At 41.9% G+C, this 17692-nt stretch carries 14 protein-coding genes; all 14 read left to right on the top strand.

Annotated features, from left to right (window positions below; all coding sequences use genetic code 11):
• Positions 1 to 104: 104 nt before the first annotated feature.
• The gene (locus tag I593_RS16500; RefSeq protein WP_016168709.1) at positions 105 to 1163 is read left to right on the top strand and encodes a pilus assembly protein PilM; all 1059 of its coding nucleotides are present in this window, start codon (positions 105 to 107) and stop codon (positions 1161 to 1163) included.
• Positions 1163 to 1840, top strand: a complete 678-nt coding sequence (locus tag I593_RS16495) for a PilN domain-containing protein (protein WP_016168708.1) — start codon at positions 1163 to 1165, stop codon at positions 1838 to 1840. The genes I593_RS16500 and I593_RS16495 overlap by 1 nt, the downstream gene beginning before the upstream one ends.
• Positions 1837 to 2583: a type IV pilus inner membrane component PilO gene (locus tag I593_RS16490; RefSeq protein WP_016168707.1), complete on the top strand. Its 747-nt coding sequence runs from the start codon at positions 1837 to 1839 to the stop codon at positions 2581 to 2583. The genes I593_RS16495 and I593_RS16490 overlap by 4 nt, the downstream gene beginning before the upstream one ends.
• The gene (locus I593_RS16485; protein ID WP_016168706.1) at positions 2580 to 3107 is read left to right on the top strand and encodes a pilus assembly protein PilP; all 528 of its coding nucleotides are present in this window, start codon (positions 2580 to 2582) and stop codon (positions 3105 to 3107) included. The genes I593_RS16490 and I593_RS16485 overlap by 4 nt, the downstream gene beginning before the upstream one ends.
• Before the next feature lie 60 nt (positions 3108 to 3167).
• A complete protein-coding gene (pilQ, locus tag I593_RS16480; RefSeq protein ID WP_026440947.1) occupies positions 3168 to 5282 on the top strand; it encodes a type IV pilus secretin PilQ in 2115 nt (704 codons plus the stop codon).
• Between the two features lie 37 nt (positions 5283 to 5319).
• The gene (gene aroK / locus I593_RS16475; RefSeq protein ID WP_016168704.1) at positions 5320 to 5862 is read left to right on the top strand and encodes a shikimate kinase AroK; all 543 of its coding nucleotides are present in this window, start codon (positions 5320 to 5322) and stop codon (positions 5860 to 5862) included.
• Between the two features lie 20 nt (positions 5863 to 5882).
• A complete protein-coding gene (gene aroB / locus I593_RS16470) occupies positions 5883 to 6965 on the top strand; it encodes a 3-dehydroquinate synthase (RefSeq protein WP_016168703.1) in 1083 nt (360 codons plus the stop codon).
• A gap of 10 nt (positions 6966 to 6975) precedes the next feature.
• Positions 6976 to 7848: a hypothetical protein gene (locus I593_RS16465; RefSeq protein ID WP_016168702.1), complete on the top strand. Its 873-nt coding sequence runs from the start codon at positions 6976 to 6978 to the stop codon at positions 7846 to 7848.
• A 446-nt stretch (positions 7849 to 8294) separates the two neighbouring features.
• Positions 8295 to 12770 carry a glutamate synthase large subunit gene (gltB, locus tag I593_RS16460; RefSeq protein WP_154653751.1) on the top strand — a complete coding sequence of 1492 codons (4476 nt, stop codon included), beginning with the start codon at positions 8295 to 8297 and terminating at the stop codon, positions 12768 to 12770.
• A gap of 69 nt (positions 12771 to 12839) precedes the next feature.
• Complete coding sequence (locus tag I593_RS16455) at positions 12840 to 14261, top strand: FAD-dependent oxidoreductase (protein WP_016168700.1); 1422 nt, start codon at positions 12840 to 12842, stop codon at positions 14259 to 14261.
• Positions 14262 to 14453: 192 nt separating this feature from the next.
• Positions 14454 to 15332, top strand: coding sequence for a metal-dependent hydrolase (locus I593_RS16450; protein WP_016168699.1), 879 nt, complete (start codon positions 14454 to 14456; stop codon positions 15330 to 15332).
• Positions 15333 to 15467: 135 nt separating this feature from the next.
• On the top strand, positions 15468 to 16058 hold the full coding sequence (locus tag I593_RS16445; protein WP_016168698.1) for a LemA family protein: 591 nt from the start codon (positions 15468 to 15470) through the stop codon (positions 16056 to 16058).
• Between the two features lie 26 nt (positions 16059 to 16084).
• Entirely contained in the window at positions 16085 to 17134 is a 1050-nt protein-coding gene (locus I593_RS16440) for a TPM domain-containing protein (protein WP_016168697.1), read from the top strand.
• The gene (locus I593_RS16435) at positions 17128 to 17688 is read left to right on the top strand and encodes a TPM domain-containing protein (RefSeq protein ID WP_016168696.1); all 561 of its coding nucleotides are present in this window, start codon (positions 17128 to 17130) and stop codon (positions 17686 to 17688) included. Before I593_RS16440 ends, I593_RS16435 begins: the two co-directional genes overlap by 7 nt.
• Positions 17689 to 17692: the final 4 nt, after the last annotated feature.

Here is a 17692-nt window from a genome sequence, read left to right as displayed (position 1 = left end):
AGATACGGATTGTTAATGAGTTATTGTATCCGTATAAAATTATAGACCACAGCCAGTTGGTTAGTTACTTCTATTGGGGATAAAAAAATAATAGGAATAGTATTGTGCTCAGGTTATATCGTAAGCCAAGTAAGGGGTTAATAGGAGTAGATATTAGTTCCACTTCTGTTAAGTTGTTAGAGCTGTCTGTAAAAAACGGTCGCTATTGGGTGGAAAGCTATGCTTTGGTCCCATTACCAGAAGGCAGTGTTGTTGAAAAGAACATTTTAAATCCTGAAGCGATTGGGGATGCTTTGGAACGTGCTTTAAATCTAGCAAATGTTCAATCAAATGCGGCTGCAATTGCCATTCCAACATCTATGGTGATTAGTAAAACTATCGAAATGGATGCTGATATGACGGATGATGAGCGTGAAGTTCAAATCCGTATGGATGCCGAACAATATATTCCGTTCCCTTTAGATGAAGTCAGTCTTGATTTTGAAGTGTTGTCTGACCGTTTGGCGAATCCAAATCGCGTCAATGTGCTCTTGGTCGCAACACGTCTGGAAAATGTTGAAGCACGCTCAGAGGTGCTGGAACTGGCAGGACTCACACCTAAAATTGCAGATGTCGAAAGTTTCGCAATGGAGAATGTCTATAAAGTCTTTGCGGATACCATGCCTATGGGGGTGAATACTGTCGGGATTTTGGATATTGGGCATACCATGACCACCTTGTCTGTAATGCAAAATGACAAGATTATTTATACCCGTGAACAGGTCTTTGGTGGAAAACAGCTGACTCAGGAAATTCAAAATCGTTATGGACTGTCATTTGAAGAAGCGGGACGTGCCAAAAAAAGTCGTACGCTTCCTGATGATTATGATGTAGAAGTGCTAGAGCCGTTTCTTGAAGCGGTAGTGCAACAGGCTGCCCGTTCTTTACAGTTTTTCTTTTCATCTTCGCAGTTTAATGAAATCGATCATATTTTATTGGCGGGCGGAAATGCCAATATTCCTGGTTTGGCTAAATTATTGCAACAAAAACTCGGTTACCGCGTCACGATTGCGAACCCATTTTTGCAAATGGGTTTCTCTCCAAAAATAGATATTAAAAAAATTGAAAATGATGCTTCCTCTCTCTTGGTGGCGTGTGGTCTAGCATTGAGGAGTTTTGATTAATGGCAAAAATTAACCTGCTCCCTTGGCGTGATGAGCTGAGAGAGAAACGAAAAAAAGAATTTATTGCGATTTGTATTGGGGCGGCTTTAATTGGGGTGTTATTGGTTGTAGGGGCCTGGTTCTATTACAACTATAAGCTTGAAGATCAAGAACAAGCGAATCAGCTTATTATCAGTACCAATCAAAACTTGGATGTACAACTAAAATCTTTAGAAGGTTTACAAGAGCAACGTAATGCGATTGTAGAACGTATGAAGTTGATTCAGGGACTGCAAAGTCAACGTCCAATTGCCGTGCGTTTAATTGATGAAATGGCGCGTGTCGTCCCTGCGAATTTATATATTACTAAGTTCAGTCGTATTGGCGATAAGTTTACTATTGAAGGTAAAGCAGAAAGTCCAAATGCAGTAGCCGAATTTTTACGTAATTTAGAGGCTTCGCCTTGGTACCGTAATGCATTTATGGATTCCTTTGTTGCTGTGGAAGATAATAAAAATAAAGCGCCGAGTTCGATTGTTCCTCGTGTTGAGGATAGTTATGGCAGCTTTGTGGTAACTGCAGATCTGGATGAGATTGCTATGCCGATGGATGCAGCGAATGAAGCTGCAGGTTCAATGGCGGTAGCGGCAAATGATGCAAATGCAGCAGCTAGTTCAACAGCGGGGGCAGCACAATGAGTCGTGATGAGTTTGATGATCTAAATCAAGAAGCCGTTGTTAAAACTAAGAAAAAAATGACAGTAGATAAGTTTTTTCAACAATTTAACACGTTGGACCCGAATAATTACGGCAGTTGGCCTTTATCAGTCAAAATTACCTGCTGGATTTTTATTGTCTTTTTAATTTGTGCTGTTGGCTATTTTGTTGTAATCAAGCCGCAATTAGATGCGATTTCTAGCGCACATGCGCAAGAGCAAAACTTGCTAAATGAATTCAGAGAAAAGGATTCTAAGTTACGTAATTTGCAACAATATCAAGCCCAGTTGCAGGAAATGGAGGCGAACTTTAATCAGCAATTGGAACAATTGCCAAAGGAAACTGAGATTCCAGGTCTGGTTGAAGACATCAATGTGACAGGTGTGAATTCTGGGCTGAAATTTAAAAATATTCGTTTAGAGCCTGAAGTCAAACAAGAGTTTTTTGTAGAGCAGCCAATTAGTATTGAAGCGACAGGCGATTATCATGCCTTTGGTTCTTTTGCGAGTGGCATTGCAGCATTACCTCGAATTGTGACCTTACATGATTTTGATATCAGTTCTTCAATTAGTACGGATAAAAAATCTGAAATTCCGCAAGTGACTTATGTTGCGAAGGCACGTACCTATCGCTATATAGGTAATACAGATGATCAAAATGTGGCAGCTGGTGCGAATGCTACAACTCCTCCTGCTCAAGTTACTCCAGAAGGAGCGAAGAAATGAAATTTGAGAAAATAGCATTTGCTTTGATGTTCGGGCTGGTTTTGGTGGGGTGTGATTCACGTATTGATGCGGTAAACATGGAAATGGTAAATATTCGTAATCAGCAACCTTTGCCGATTGAACCAGCGCCTGTTTTCCCACCTGTACCGACATTCAATTATGCAGCGCATCAATTGAAAAGTCCGTTTATGCCGAGTTCGTTGGCAGCAGAATTAAAAATTATGTCGGGTAAGCGAGTGTATCCGAATTTTTCGCGTCAGTCGCAGCCATTGGAAAGTTATGCTTTAGAATCCTTAAATATGAAGGGAAGTATGCGTAATCAGTCTGGGCAAATTTTGGGGTTAATCCAAACGCCTGATGGTGAAATTGAGCGTGTGCAAGTCGGAAATTACATGGGGATGAATCAAGGGCGAATTGTGAAAATTACGCCTACACAGATTGATCTTGTGGAAATTATTCCCGATGGTCGAGAGGGGTATGTTGAGCGCCCGCGTAGCCTTGTCTTAATTGGACCCGCACCTTAATTCAAAGGAATAAAAATGAAAAACAGTATTCAAGATTTTATATTTGGGGATGGTAATACAATGAATCATATTTTCCGTCAATTCTCTATGGGTGCGGTTGCTATGGCTGTGATGCAAGCTGCCAGTGCACAAGTTAGCATCACGAATGTCGTACCTATGCAAGTACCAGGACAAGGGACTGAAATTCGTGTGATGTTTAACGGAATACCACCACAGCCTCAAGCTTACCAACTTGAACAACCATCAAGACTGATTTTAGATTTTGATAAAGCGCAACAAACATTAAAGCAAAATAATATTCAGGTTGCGACAAAAGAAGCCAGTTCTGTCGATGTATCTTCAGATGCGCAGCGTTCTCGATTAACCATTAATCTTGCAGATGCAGGTGCTTTCACTACCCGTGTTGAAGGTAATACCTTTATTCTTAAAATAAATGCGACTGATAATAGTTTTGCGACTCCTGTAGCAACAACGGCTAAAGCGCCATCACAAGGTGTTTCCAATATTGGTTTTCAACGTGGTTCAGAAGGTGAAGGTCAGGTTGTTATTGATTTGCTCGGCAGCAATACGCCAGCAGATGTGCAGCAACAAGGGAGTAAAATTGTGGTGCGTATGTTGGGAAGTAAAATTCCGGCACATTTGACTCGCCGCCTCAATGTCAATGATTTTGCAACACCTGTGGCAACAGTAGATGCTTATAATGATGGTAATAGTGGTGTAATTACTATTCAGTCCTCTGGTAGCTACGAGTACATGGCTTACCAAGCTGAGAATAAGTTAACGATCAGCTTAAAGCGTCCTGTCGATAAGAATCCAATGAAACCGCGTACAGCTAATAACTACACGGGTAAGAAGATTTCATTGGATTTCCAAGATATTGAGGTACGTCGTGTATTGCAGTTATTGGCAGATTTTACTGGTATTAACATGGTGGCTGCTGATACGGTACAAGGCAATATCACCTTGCGTCTGAAAGATGTTCCATGGGATCAAGCTCTTGATATTATTTTAAAAACAAAAAATTTAGATAAGCGTCGTAATGGTAATGTGATTTGGATTGCACCAGTTGCTGAATTGATCAAGTCTGAAGAAGATGAAGCCAAAGCGATAGCGCAGAGTGTTAAGTTGGCACCAATTCAAACTGAATATTTGCGTTTAAGTTATGCTAAAGCAGCGGATGTTTTTAAACTTGTAACAGATTCTAGAAGCGAAGCTGGTAAAAATACAGGTGTTAATAATCAAGACTCTTTAGCTTTAGAAAGTTTATTAAGTGCAAGAGGAAGTATTGTCTCAGATGATCGTACAAATACGTTAATCGTAAATGATACAGCGCAAAACATAGATAAAATTAGAAAAATGGTTGATTTGCTGGATGTTCAAGTACAGCAAGTTATGGTTGAAGCACGCATCGTACGAGCATCTACTTCATTTACTAAAGAGATGGGAGTGAAGTGGGGGATTCTTTCACAAGGGATTAATAGTAATAACGATCTCTTAGTGGGTGGTAGTGATCAAACTTTATGGGATTTAAAAACCCCAGATGATGATGGAAAATACACTATTCAGCGTCCGGATAACTTAAACGTTGATTTGGGGGTGACCAATCCTGCGGGTCAAATTGCTTTTAGCTTGATTAGCCTGTCCGATTTTATGTTGGATCTTGAGCTCTCAGCTTTACAAGCAGATGGCTATGGTGAGGTGATTTCAACACCAAAAGTTTTGACTGGAGATAAACAAAAGGCCAAGGTAGCGACAGGTCAAGAAGTACCTTATCAAACCACAACGAACTCTGCTTCTGGCTCAACAGCAACTACCTCATTCAAAGAAGCGCTGCTCAGTTTGGAAGTTACGCCAAGTATTACCCCAGACGGTAAAGTGCAAATGCAGCTTGATATTGCGAAAGACTCGATTGCAGGCGAAGCGCCAAATGGTGAGTTGATATTAAACAAAAACACAATTACGACCAATGTTTTGGTCAATAATGGCGAAACAGTGATTTTGGGTGGTGTATTTGAGCAGACAACCAGTAACTCGCAAACTAAGGTGCCGTTCTTGGGGGATATTCCTTATATCGGAAGATTGTTTAGAAAAGATACCAAGTCGGATGACAAGCAAGAGCTGTTGATTTTTGTGACACCACGAATTGTTAATGACAGTGTTTCAAGAAATCATTAATATATTTTCAATTTAAACAAAATTAATAGGTGACTCCTTGCCAAGCAAAGAGTTTAATTCCCTACCAAATATCTATTTGGTAGGGCCAATGGGGGCAGGAAAAACAACAGTCGGACGGCATTTGGCAGAATTGTTGGGCCGTGAATTTCTCGATAGTGATCATGAGATTGAACGAAAAACAGGTGCAACCATTCCTTGGATCTTTGAGAAAGAAGGTGAAACAGGATTTCGTACTCGTGAAACTATTGTGATTGATGAGTTGACTGCCCGACCACATTTAGTCTTAGCGACTGGTGGTGGTGCAGTGACTCAGGCTCCTAACCGTAATTTTCTAAAACAACGTGGTATTGTTGTTTATCTCTATACTCCTGTTGAAATTCAACTTCAGCGTACTTATCGCGATAAAAACCGTCCTCTCCTACAGGTTGAAAATCCTGAGCAAAAACTGCGTGATTTACTTGCGATTCGTGATCCTTTATATCGGGATGTGGCTCATTATATTATTGAAACCAATCAAGGTGCCGCACGAGATCTTGCACATAAAATCTTAACGATGATTACCACACAACCTATTGATTGAATACCGAAGTAATTGAACTCATGCAAACTTTATATGTAGAACTCGGTGAACGCCGTTACCCTATCTTCATTGGTAGTGATTTAAACCCTCATGATTTACTGGCGCCGTATATTCTCGGGCAGCAAGTCATGATTGTGACCAATACCACCGTTCAGCCTTTGTATTTAGAGCATTATGTAAAAGCTGTTGACGCATTGGGTAAAAAGGTTGCTACTTGTGTTTTGCCTGATGGTGAAAAATATAAAGATATTCAACATCTGAATTTGATTTTTGATGCTTTGCTTGAAGCAGGTTTTAACCGCGATTGTACAGTATTGGCTTTGGGGGGTGGAGTGATTGGTGATATGGCGGGCCTTGCATCAGCATGTTTCCAGCGTGGTGTATATTTTATCCAAGTCCCAACGACATTATTATCACAAGTCGATTCTAGTGTTGGCGGTAAGACGGGGATTAATCATCCTTTGGGTAAAAATATGATTGGGGCATTTCAGCAACCACAAGTAGTACTGGCGGATATGTCTCAATTGAAAAGCTTGCCTGATCGTGAATTGTCTGCTGGTTTAGCTGAAGTGATTAAGTATGCCTTGCTCGGAGATGAGGATTTTTTAGTCTGGCTTGAAACAAATATGGATGGCTTGGTCGCACGTGATCCTCATTTATTGGCTGAGGCGGTTTATCGTTCTTGTGCACATAAAGCGCGTATTGTAGCAAATGATGAAAAAGAACAAGGCGAGCGTGCATTGTTGAATTTAGGTCATACCTTTGGTCATGCGATTGAATCCTATCTAGGATATGGGGTGTGGTTGCATGGTGAAGCTGTTGCAACGGGAATGGTCATGGCGGCAGATTTATCACAACGTATGGGTTGGATTTCTGTAGCAGACTTAGAGCGTACAAAAAAAATCATACAGCGTGCAGGTTTGCCGATAGTATGTCCAGCAATTCCATTGGATGACTTCTTGAGTTATATGGCACATGACAAGAAAGTACTGAATGGTCAGCTTAGATTAGTGCTGTTAAAACAGTTGGGTCAAGCAATCATTACCAAAGAGTTTGATGTTGAACTGATGAAACAGGCAATTCTAGCCAATCAAACAATATAAAGGTGAAATTATGACAACACTCCGCAAATATTGGAAAAATACACAGGGTTATATCTGGCTTGTGGGCGGAGTGTTATGTCTTTTTGTGGCATTGATATTTTGGGCAGGATCGGACAGTAGTGAAGAACTGGTCGAAGTCAATAAAAAGGTGGAGTCTGATGCTGAGCTGCAAATCCAACCAGCCCGTGTCACAGCTACAACCAATTTAGGCACTTTACAAGAAGAAGTTCGCCCTATTACACAGACTACTCGAGTTATTGCTACGGGAAATCATGCGAATGAATTCCGAGGAAGTAAATTCATTGAGGAACAGAAAAATAAGTCAAGCTTAGAATTATTTAGTGTGACTGAAGAAGACATTATTAAAAGTTTTTTAAATAAACAGGGTGATCGAAAAAATTATTTTTATTTGCGATTGGCTGGGGATCAACAACAAGAGCGATATGTTTTATTTTACGGTTTATATTCGAGTGAAAGAGAAGCGAATCAAGCACGCGAGCAATTGAGTATTAAATTACCTGCTTCTGTCCACCCTAAAGTGATGGCCTTGGAAGATTATGCATCACAAGTTAATGATATGGGGATGGAGGAGTTACAAGGTTCCTCAGTTTTGTATGAAGTTAAATTAAGTCCTGCAGCTTTGCCAAAACCAGATGCAGCTTTAATGGATTTAAGTAAACCGAAAGCTGCGGGTACAACAGCGAATAGCTCAGATACGGGTAATGTATCTACCAGTACAACTGTGACTCGTCGAGATGCTGAAGGCAATGTGATTGATGTGCAAAAATTTCAATCGCATGCAGAGACAGGAACAAAATCAGCCACTTCATCGACCAATTCAAATTCGCCTGTGCGCCAAGAAATTGCAGATCCGTTTAATTAATCGTTCTAAAATAGAGCACATTGTGCTATACCAATAATTAAATGCGCAAAAATGGTGCAATTAATATAAAGCTTCAAATGCTCTAATTCAGGTCGAACACTTGATATTTCTGTATTTAAAAGAATTAGATTTAATAATCTCAAGTTGGCATATTTTTTGCTTAAATGGTGCATGATTTGAGTTGATGTCACTATTTTGGCGCGAAAAGATTCAAAGAGTGTGCGAAAACATCAAGATTGCTTGCTTTAAAAGAGTGCGCAAAAGTCGCAATAGTTTTTTGCATTTCGGTCATGTACAAAAGATAAAATCAGTCTATCTTTGACATGAGAGTGCAAGATCATTGCATTAAATTGATCTTAGTGTGAGAAAGTTAGACTAAGTCGCAAAGAAGTTAGATAGTCAGCGCCCGATTCAGGGCCAAGTAGAAAGAAGGGTACGCTATGCACATGCCATCGCCTAATACTGTAGCTCCCGCTCAAGGTTTATACCAACCGGATGAGTTTAAAGATAACTGTGGTTTCGGCCTTATTGCACATATGCAAGGGGACGAGAGTCATGATCTGGTCAAGACAGCCATTCATAGCTTGAGCTGTATGACCCACCGTGGTGGTATTGCCGCCGATGGTAAGACTGGAGATGGGTGTGGTTTATTATTGGCGATGCCGAAACAGTTCTTCCGCGAAGAAGCAAAAAAACTGAGCGATATTACTCTCAGTGAAATTTTCGCTGTTGGTACAGTTTTCCTTAACTTGGACCCAGCAATCGCTGCACATTCAAAGCAAATTCTAAGTAAAGAAATTGAAGACGAAGGCTTGCGCGTTCTGGCTTGGCGTGTAGTGCCAACCAATAATGCAGCACTCGGTGAAATTGCGATGCAATCTTTGCCAGCCTTTGAACAAATTATTGTGAACTGCCCTATGGGAGTTACTGAGGTTGAATTTAACCGTAAGTTATTCTTGGCACGTCGTCGTGCAGAGCAGCAACTTAGCAATGATCCATCATTCTATGTAACAACACTGTGTTCAACAGTCATCAGCTATAAAGGTTTGATGATGCCTGCTGCAATTGCAGACTTCTATACAGACCTTGCAGATGAGCGTTTAGCATCACATATCGTGGTATTCCACCAACGTTTCTCAACCAATACTTTACCGCGTTGGCCTTTGGCTCAACCATTCCGTTATCTTGCTCACAATGGTGAGATCAACACCATTACGGCAAACCGTAACTGGGCAATGGCACGTACACCGAAGTTTGAAAACCCATTATTACCAGGTTTAACTGAGCTTAAGCCGATTGTAAACCGTACAGGTTCAGACTCTTCGAGCTTGGATAACATGCTTGAAATTCTCGTCGGTGGCGGTATGGATCTATTCCGTGCGCTACGCATGTTGGTTCCACCAGCTTGGCAAAATGTTGAAACTTTAGATGCTGATTTACGTGCATTCTATGAGTTTAACTCGAAGCACATGGAAGCATGGGACGGCCCTGCTGGTTTAGTAATTCAAGATGGTCGTCATGCAATCTGTATGCTAGACCGTAATGGTTTACGTCCAGCACGTTGGGTGATTACCAAAAATGGTTACATTACTTTAGCCTCTGAAATTGGTGTATGGGATTATCAGCCTGAAGATGTAATTTCTAAAGGTCGTGTTGGTCCTGGTCAAATTCTTGTGGTAGATACCTTTACTGGTAAATTGCTTGATACTAAAGATGTCAGCAACCACTTGAAAAAAATGCGTCCATATCGTGAATGGTTGCGTGAAAATTCAATTCGCCTGCAAGGCAGCCCAGAACTTGAAGAATATTTGTGCGAGCAAGGCTTAAAAGGTGATGACCTGAAAGCAGCGCAAAAAATGTTTATGGTGACCTTTGAAGAGCGTGATCAACTACTGCGTCCGATTGCTGAAAGTGGTCAGGAAGCGGTAGGTTCAATGGGTGATGATACCCCTATGGCGGTGTTGTCGCGTCAAGTACGTCATGTATCGGATTACTTCCGTCAACAGTTTGCGCAAGTAACAAATCCGCCAATCGATCCATTACGTGAATCAATTGTGATGTCATTGGAAACATGCTTTGGTCGTGAGCAAAATGTATTTGAACAAGGTCCAGAACATGCAGATCGTTTAATTGTCTCAAGTCCTGTACTGTCAAACTCGAAAATGCATCAAATCCGTACTTTAGGTCGTAAGGGTTATGAAATTGCAGATATCGATTTGAACTACGCTGAGAGTGAAGGTTTAGCGGCAGCAATCACGCGTATCTGTGAAGAATCTGCACAAGCAATTCGCGATGGCAAAACTTTATTATTACTTTCGGATAAGAAAATCCGTGAAGGCTATTTACCTGCAAATGCTGTAATGGCAACAGGTGCAGTACATCATCACTTGATTAATGTCGGTTTACGTACTGATGCCAACATTATTGTGGAAACGGGTTTTGCTCGTGACCCACATCAATTTGCAGTGATTTTAGGTTTTGGTGCAACAGCAATTTATCCATATTTAGCTTACGATGTAATCAATGACTTGATTGCAAAAGGCGAGTTATTGGGTGATCCAATTCATGCACAAGCAAATTTCCGTAAAGGTATTGATAAAGGTCTACTTAAAGTCCTATCAAAAATGGGGATTTCAACAGTAGCATCTTACCGCGGTGGTCAGTTGTTTGAGGCAGTAGGTTTGTCTGAAGAAGTTGTAGGCAAATGCTTTACTGGTGTGCCAAGCCGTATTAAAGGTGCAACTTTTGTTGACCTTGAAAATGATCAGAAAAAATTGGCTGATACTGCTTGGAAATCACGTAAGCCAATCGATCAGGGCGGTTTATTGAAGTTTGTATTCGACAAGGAATACCATGCATTTAACCCTGATGTGATCAATGCTTTACACAAAGCAGTACGTTCAGGTAACTATGCTGACTTTAAAGAATATGCTGAGCTGGTGAATCATCGCCCAATTGCAACCATCCGTGACTTATTTAAGTTAAAAACAGATAACTCGATTGCTTTAGAGCAAGTTGAGTCGGTTGAGTCAATTTTGCCACGTTTTGACTCTGCGGGTATGTCTTTGGGTGCATTGTCTCCTGAAGCACATGAAGCAATTGCAATTGCTATGAATACGATTGGTGGTCGCTCGAACTCAGGTGAGGGCGGTGAAGATCCTGCACGTTACGGTACGATTCGTAACTCAAAAATCAAACAGATTGCATCTGGTCGTTTTGGTGTAACACCAGCGTACTTAACTTCTGCTGAAGTGTTGCAGATTAAAGTGGCGCAAGGTGCAAAACCAGGTGAAGGTGGTCAGTTGCCAGGTGGTAAAGTGAATGGCTTAATTGCACGTTTACGTTACTCGGTGCCAGGTGTGACATTGATTTCACCACCTCCGCACCACGATATTTATTCGATTGAAGACTTGTCGCAATTGATCTTTGACTTGAAACAAGTCAATCCAAAAGCGATGGTTTCTGTAAAACTGGTGTCTGAGCCAGGTGTAGGCACAATTGCCGCAGGTGTTGCGAAAGCCTATGCCGATTTCATTACCATTTCAGGTTATGACGGTGGTACAGCAGCATCTCCACTTTCATCAATTCACCATGCGGGTTCACCATGGGAGTTGGGTCTTTCTGAAGCACATCAAGCGCTTCGTGTGAATGACCTGCGTGGGAAAGTTCGTGTACAAACCGATGGTGGTTTAAAAACTGGTTTAGACGTGGTTAAAGCTGCGATTTTAGGTGCGGAAAGCTTCGGCTTTGGTTCAACACCAATGATTGCTTTAGGTTGTAAATACCTACGTATTTGCCACTTGAACAACTGTGCAACTGGTGTTGCAACACAACAAGATCATTTACGTCAGGAACACTACATTGGTGAACCTGAAATGTTGATCAATTTCTTCCACTTTATTGCGGAAGAAACACGTGAATGGTTAGCGGCATTGGGTGTAGCTAGCTTGAAAGATTTGATTGGTCGTACTGACTTGCTCGAAGTATTGCCAGGTGAAACTGAAAAGCACGCTCACTTAGATTTAAGTGCACTGCTTGAGTCACATCCTGCGGCTGAAGGTAAGGCACAATATTGTCAAGTTGAAGGCAATGCACCATTCGATAAAGGTGTGTTAGCAGAGCAGATGGTGACAGAAATGTTGCCAGCAATTGAAGCTGGTACGGGCGGTGAATATAGCTTCACGGTTGGTAACTGTGACCGTTCAATTGGTGCACGTATCTCTGGTGAAATTGCGCGTCGTTACGGCAATTTAGATATGGAAGCGCATCCTGTTGTGATGAACCTGAAAGGTACTGCGGGTCAGTCTTTAGGGGTGTGGAACGCAGGTGGTTTGCATATCAAGCTTGAAGGTGATGCGAACGACTATGTCGGTAAAGGCATGGCGGGTGGTCGCGTATCGATTTTCCCACCAAAAGGTTCGCCGTTCCAAACGCAAGAAACTGCGATTATTGGTAACACTTGTTTATACGGTGCGACAGGCGGTAAGTTATTTGCTGCGGGTACTGCGGGCGAGCGTTTCGCAGTACGCAACTCAGGTGCCTTTGCTGTCATTGAAGGTGCAGGTGACCACTGCTGTGAATATATGACAGGCGGTGTAGTGACGGTACTGGGCAAAGTTGGCCACAACTTCGGTGCGGGTATGACAGGTGGTTTTGCTTATGTACTTGACTTGGATAATGACTTTGTCGACTACTACAACCACGAGTTAATTGAGTTGAACCGTATCTCAACAGAATCGATGGAAGAGCATAAAGAGTTCTTATTGCGTATTCTAGATGAGCATATTGCTGAAACAGGTAGTGCGTGGGCGTACAAGATCCGCAACGAGTTCGATTTTTACAGCCGTAAATTCTGGCTTGTAAAACCAAAAGCTGCTAACTTGCTTACGCTTTTGAAAACGACCAAAGCTGATCCACAATAATTCCACTACTGCAGATATATAGGCAGGTGCAGCAGAGAAAAATGACTGCACCTACCCACGGAGAGAGACATGGCAGAGCGCCTAAATAATGACTTTCAATTCCTGGATGTCGCACGCCAAGACCCAGAGAAAAAAGATATTACTGTCCGCAAAGCAGAGTTTGTGGAAATTTATAAACCCTTTACTGCGGAAGTGGCTGCCAATCAGACCCACCGTTGTTTAGGCTGTGGTAACCCATATTGTGAATGGAAATGTCCAGTCCATAACTACATTCCAAACTGGTTAAAATTAATTGCGGAAGGTCGTATTTTCCAAGCAGCAGAGCTTTGCCATCAAACCAATACCTTACCAGAGGTGTGTGGTCGAGTTTGTCCTCAAGACCGTTTGTGTGAAGGGGCATGTACCTTAAATGATGGTTTTGGTGCAGTAACGATTGGTAATGCCGAAAAATATATCAATGATACGGCTTTTGCTTTGGGCTGGCGTCCAGACATGTCCCATGTGAAATGGACCAACAAAAAAGTTGCGATTATTGGTGCTGGACCTGCGGGTTTAGGTTGTGCTGATATTTTGGTGCGTAACGGGGTAAAACCAGTAGTATTTGATAAACGTCCTGAAATTGGTGGTTTATTAACCTTTGGTATTCCTGAATTTAAAATGGAAAAAGACGTGATGAAACGTCGTCGTGAAATTTTCACGGGGATGGGCGTTGAGTTCCGTTTAAACACCGAAATTGGTACGGACATTACCATCGAACAGTTACTTGCAGATTATGATGCTGTGTTCATGGGGATGGGGACTTATACCTACATGAAAGGTGGCTTCCCAGGGGAAGATATGGATGGTGTTTATGATGCTCTGGACTTTCTGATTGCCAATGTGAACCGTTGCCAAGGCTGGGAAAAAGATCCAAGCGAATACATCAGTGTTGATGGTAAAAAAGTGGTTGTGCTGGGTGGTGGCGATACTGCAATGGACTGTAACCGTACCTCATTGCGTCAGGGCGCGCATGATGTAACTTGCGCATACCGCCGTGACGAAAGCAATATGCCAGGTTCTGCGCGTGAAGTGAAAAATGCCTATGAAGAAGGTGTAAAGTTTCTATTCAACCGTCAACCAATTGAAATTGTTGGTGAAAATGGAAAAGTGACTGGTGTGAAATTTGTAACCACACAAATGGGTGAGCCAGATAGTCGTGGTCGTCGTAGCCCAGAACCTGTTCCAGGTTCTGAAGAAATTTTACCAGCAGATGCAGTATTACTTGCATTTGGTTTCCGTCCGAGTCCTGCTGACTGGTTTGCAGGGGCGAATATTGGTTTAGATGGTTCGGGTCGAGTTGTTGCTATTGAAAAACAACAATATAAATTCCAAACTTCTAACCCGAAAATCTTCGCGGGTGGCGACATGGTGCGTGGTTCTGACTTGGTTGTAACCGCTATCTGGGAAGGTCGTCAAGCCGCAGAAGGTATTTTAGATTACCTAGATGTGTAAGAAGGATTTATCTCGTTCAACATTCTAGATTTATAAAAACCCACTTCGGTGGGTTTTTTGTTGGTTTATAAATTGCTTACCAACGGTCGGGTTGACTCTTTTGGTTAATCAGCTAAGCATTTTTGCCATTTAGTGAAGGACATGACCTTTAGATACTGAGTATCTGAACTTTGCTAATGTTGAGAATTCATCATGCTGAAACAGACGACAGAAAAATCATACTTAAATCGTCCTAAAGCGCACGGAATTACTGTTCGAAAATTGCAGTTTAATCCCAAAGCCATTCGTCGCCATTATTTTGCCAACTCACCCGTCATGTCGCATTTACTGACCGCGTTGTCTTCCACCTTTCCAATAGGCGAGCAATTTTTTGTACATAGCGTGCGTAATGTAAGGGATCAGGTAACCGATGCACAGTTGCAAGCCCAAATCGCTGCATTTATTGGACAGGAAGCCATGCATTCCAAAGCCCACATGGAGTTTAATCAAGCGTGGCGACGTGAAGACTATAATTTAGATCGTTTTCAAGATTGGTTGGCACGCAAAGATCACCATGTCAAAAACTTACATCCCAAAATCCAGTTGGCAATTACCTGTGCCTTTGAGCATTTTACCGCGCTATTGGGAGGATATATTTTACGTCATCCTGAAGTTCTCAGTACTTTGGAGGAAGATGCGCAAAAATTATGGGTCTGGCATGCTATAGAAGAAATTGAACATCGGTCAGTAGCATTTGATGTTTATCAGCATGTTTATGGGGATGATGTAATCCGTCGCATGATAATGCGCAGTGTCACTACAGGTTTTGCCAGTTTAACTTTTTATTCGACCAGTCGTTTGTTTTGGCAAGATCGTAATAAAAGTCTATTGAAGGTGAAAGGGAATCTTTTTGGCGGGTATTTGTTACTGAAGATGCTGATTCAATTGGCACCTGAATATTTGAGCTATTACCGAAAGGAATTCCATCCTGCGGCACATGACTATAGTCAAATTGTGAATTACTGGAAACAACGCTTGGCGGAGGATTACCAGATGAAGGAATTTATGGCAGAGACAGTATCTGTATCATAATTAAAGTCGGGACTTTCCCCGATTTTTCATGCCAATTGACGATTAAATAAATCAAACACAACGAAAATCAATTCGGTCTACAATATTTGCATTCAATAAGAAATGACATACCAAGAAAAAGATGAGGAATGAACGATGCCGTGGATTAAAAAGAGTGCGTTAATTGTGTTGTTGAGCGGGAGCTTGATGTTGACAGGCTGTGGCTATAATACTTTACAAGTTAAAGATGAAGCTGTGACTGCATCTTGGTCAGAAGTACAAAACCAGTATCAACGTCGTGCAGACTTGGTGCCGAATTTAGTGAATGTGGTTAAAGGCTACGCCAAACATGAAGAGCAAGTGCTTACTGAAGTCACACAAGCCAGAGCCAATGTTGCAGGTTTAAAAGTCGATAAAGAAGTGCTAGAAGATCCAGCACTCTTTCAAAAGTATCAAGAAGCACAAGGTCAGTTGACGGGTGCATTATCACGTTTAATTGCAGTATCCGAAAACTATCCTGATTTAAAAGCCAATGAACAATTCCGTGATTTACAAGTGCAACTGGAAGGTACTGAAAATCGGATTGCTGTGGCGCGTAATCGCTATATCACTACGGTGCAAGATTACAATGCCTATGTCCGTCAATTCCCGCAGGTGATGACCGCAAAAGTCATTGGGATGCACACCAAACCAAACTTTAGTGCGGAACAAAGCGCGCAAACTGCACCCAAAGTATCTTTTGATTAAACATTCAACTGAACTGGAATAAGTGTATGTATTGCTTAAAGTACCCCATCCAGCAGGCTGTACGGTTCCTGTTAAGTGCTTTGCTGTCTTTAATTTTCTGTTCAATCTGCTGGGCTGAAGCATCTTCCACCGTCAATGATGCAGAAGATGCTGTGGTGATTGAGCAGGTTATTCAGCAGGCAAAAAAAGGCACGCAACCTTTAGATGCTGAACAACAGGCAGCATCCTCAGTACAAGTAGCAAATGATTTGGCTGATGGGCAAATGCGCAAATTACCAAGCCTAAATACACCTATTATTGATCAAGCCAATATTTTGTCTGATTCAGATAAACAGGCCTTGAGCCAACACATTTTAAAATTGTATGAACAAGGTAAAGCGCAAATTGGTGTGGTAATTGTGCCTACTACGGGGCAGGAAGCCATTTTTGATTATGCCATGCGAGTCGCTGAACAATGGCAGTTAGGAACGGCCAAGCGCGATAATGGCTTACTCATGGTCATTGCAATCAATGACCGTAAAATTCAGATCTTAACGGGTTACGGTTTAGAAGGCGTGCTGCCTGATATCGTTGCTGGGCGCATTATTCGTAACGAGATCACGCCATATTTTAAACAAGCCCAATATGCACAAGGCATTCAATCTGGACTCAGTGAGATTGAGCGAATTCTGAATCTAGACCCTGAAATTGCGCAACAAGCAGCACAAGAATTACAAGAGCAACAAGCTCAGGCATTACATGAACAACACGCGCGATCACAATTCTGGACTTATGCCTTAATTATTATTGTGGTTGGCGCTTTTGCATCGATGATGATCGGTAAGCGCCTTAGTGCTGCGACTGCGGGTGTAGCAGGTGTGGTTGCGGGCTTGGTCAGTGGTGTGGGTTTATTGACCAGCCTCTTGGTTGGATTGGGTATTTTCTTACTGCTCGTTACCTCATTGGCACAGTTGATCTTACAAATACTGGCTTCAGGTTCTGGACGAGGTTCAGGTGGTGGTGGCTTTGGTGGAGGTGGTGGCTATCGAGGCGGTGGTGGGGGTTTTGGTGGAGGAGGTGCTTCAGGCTCATGGTAACAAAAACAGATTCAACTCAGATAGTCACAACACCGAAATTACAAGAACATGTTCAACCTAGTTTTAAGCGTTGGCTCAAGCATTGTTTTTATTTTTCAAATACACGACGCTATTTTAAATCTGCCGATTTGAAGAAAATAGCAGTTGCTGTACAGCATGCAGAGCAGGGGCATGTGGGTGAGATTCAAGTGGTAATCGAAGGACATTTACCATGTTTGCAAGCCTATCGGCAAAATACACGAAAACGTGCAGAGCAGTTATTTGCGGAATTGGGTGTTTGGGATACCAAGCATAACAGTGGGGTATTGTTGTACTTAAACTTATGTGAGAAACAGGTCGAGTTAGTTTTTGATCGTGGATTACAGCAAGCGACTGAGCAAGAGGTATGGAATTCAATTTGTCAGAACTTGGTGCAACAATTTGGTCAACATCAATATGATGAGGCCGTCATACAAGCAATTTCTAGTGTCGGAAAATTGCTACAGCAATTTTATGCTGAAAAGGAAATCGATCAAATCAATGAATTACCCAATGAGCCGATTATTTTAGATTAAGAAT

Source organism: Acinetobacter tandoii DSM 14970 = CIP 107469, assembly GCF_000400735.1.
Classification (GTDB): Bacteria; Pseudomonadota; Gammaproteobacteria; order Pseudomonadales; family Moraxellaceae; genus Acinetobacter; species Acinetobacter tandoii.
This window is presented reverse-complemented; position numbering and strand designations above follow the sequence as displayed.

Excerpts from the sequence above, each read along its gene's own strand:
- I593_RS16495 (WP_016168708.1), top strand. The coding sequence starts at position 1,163 with ATGGCAAAAATTAACCTGCTCCCTTGGCGTGATGAGCTGAGAGAGAAA.
- I593_RS16490 (WP_016168707.1), top strand. The coding sequence starts at position 1,837 with ATGAGTCGTGATGAGTTTGATGATCTAAATCAAGAAGCCGTTGTTAAA.
- I593_RS16485 (WP_016168706.1), top strand. The coding sequence starts at position 2,580 with ATGAAATTTGAGAAAATAGCATTTGCTTTGATGTTCGGGCTGGTTTTG.
- pilQ (WP_026440947.1), top strand. The coding sequence starts at position 3,168 with ATGAATCATATTTTCCGTCAATTCTCTATGGGTGCGGTTGCTATGGCT.
- aroB (WP_016168703.1), top strand. The coding sequence starts at position 5,883 with ATGCAAACTTTATATGTAGAACTCGGTGAACGCCGTTACCCTATCTTC.
- I593_RS16465 (WP_016168702.1), top strand. The coding sequence starts at position 6,976 with ATGACAACACTCCGCAAATATTGGAAAAATACACAGGGTTATATCTGG.
- gltB (WP_154653751.1), top strand. The coding sequence starts at position 8,295 with ATGCCATCGCCTAATACTGTAGCTCCCGCTCAAGGTTTATACCAACCG.
- I593_RS16455 (WP_016168700.1), top strand. The coding sequence starts at position 12,840 with ATGGCAGAGCGCCTAAATAATGACTTTCAATTCCTGGATGTCGCACGC.
- I593_RS16450 (WP_016168699.1), top strand. The coding sequence starts at position 14,454 with ATGCTGAAACAGACGACAGAAAAATCATACTTAAATCGTCCTAAAGCG.
- I593_RS16445 (WP_016168698.1), top strand. The coding sequence starts at position 15,468 with ATGCCGTGGATTAAAAAGAGTGCGTTAATTGTGTTGTTGAGCGGGAGC.
- I593_RS16440 (WP_016168697.1), top strand. The coding sequence starts at position 16,085 with ATGTATTGCTTAAAGTACCCCATCCAGCAGGCTGTACGGTTCCTGTTA.
- I593_RS16435 (WP_016168696.1), top strand. The coding sequence starts at position 17,128 with ATGGTAACAAAAACAGATTCAACTCAGATAGTCACAACACCGAAATTA.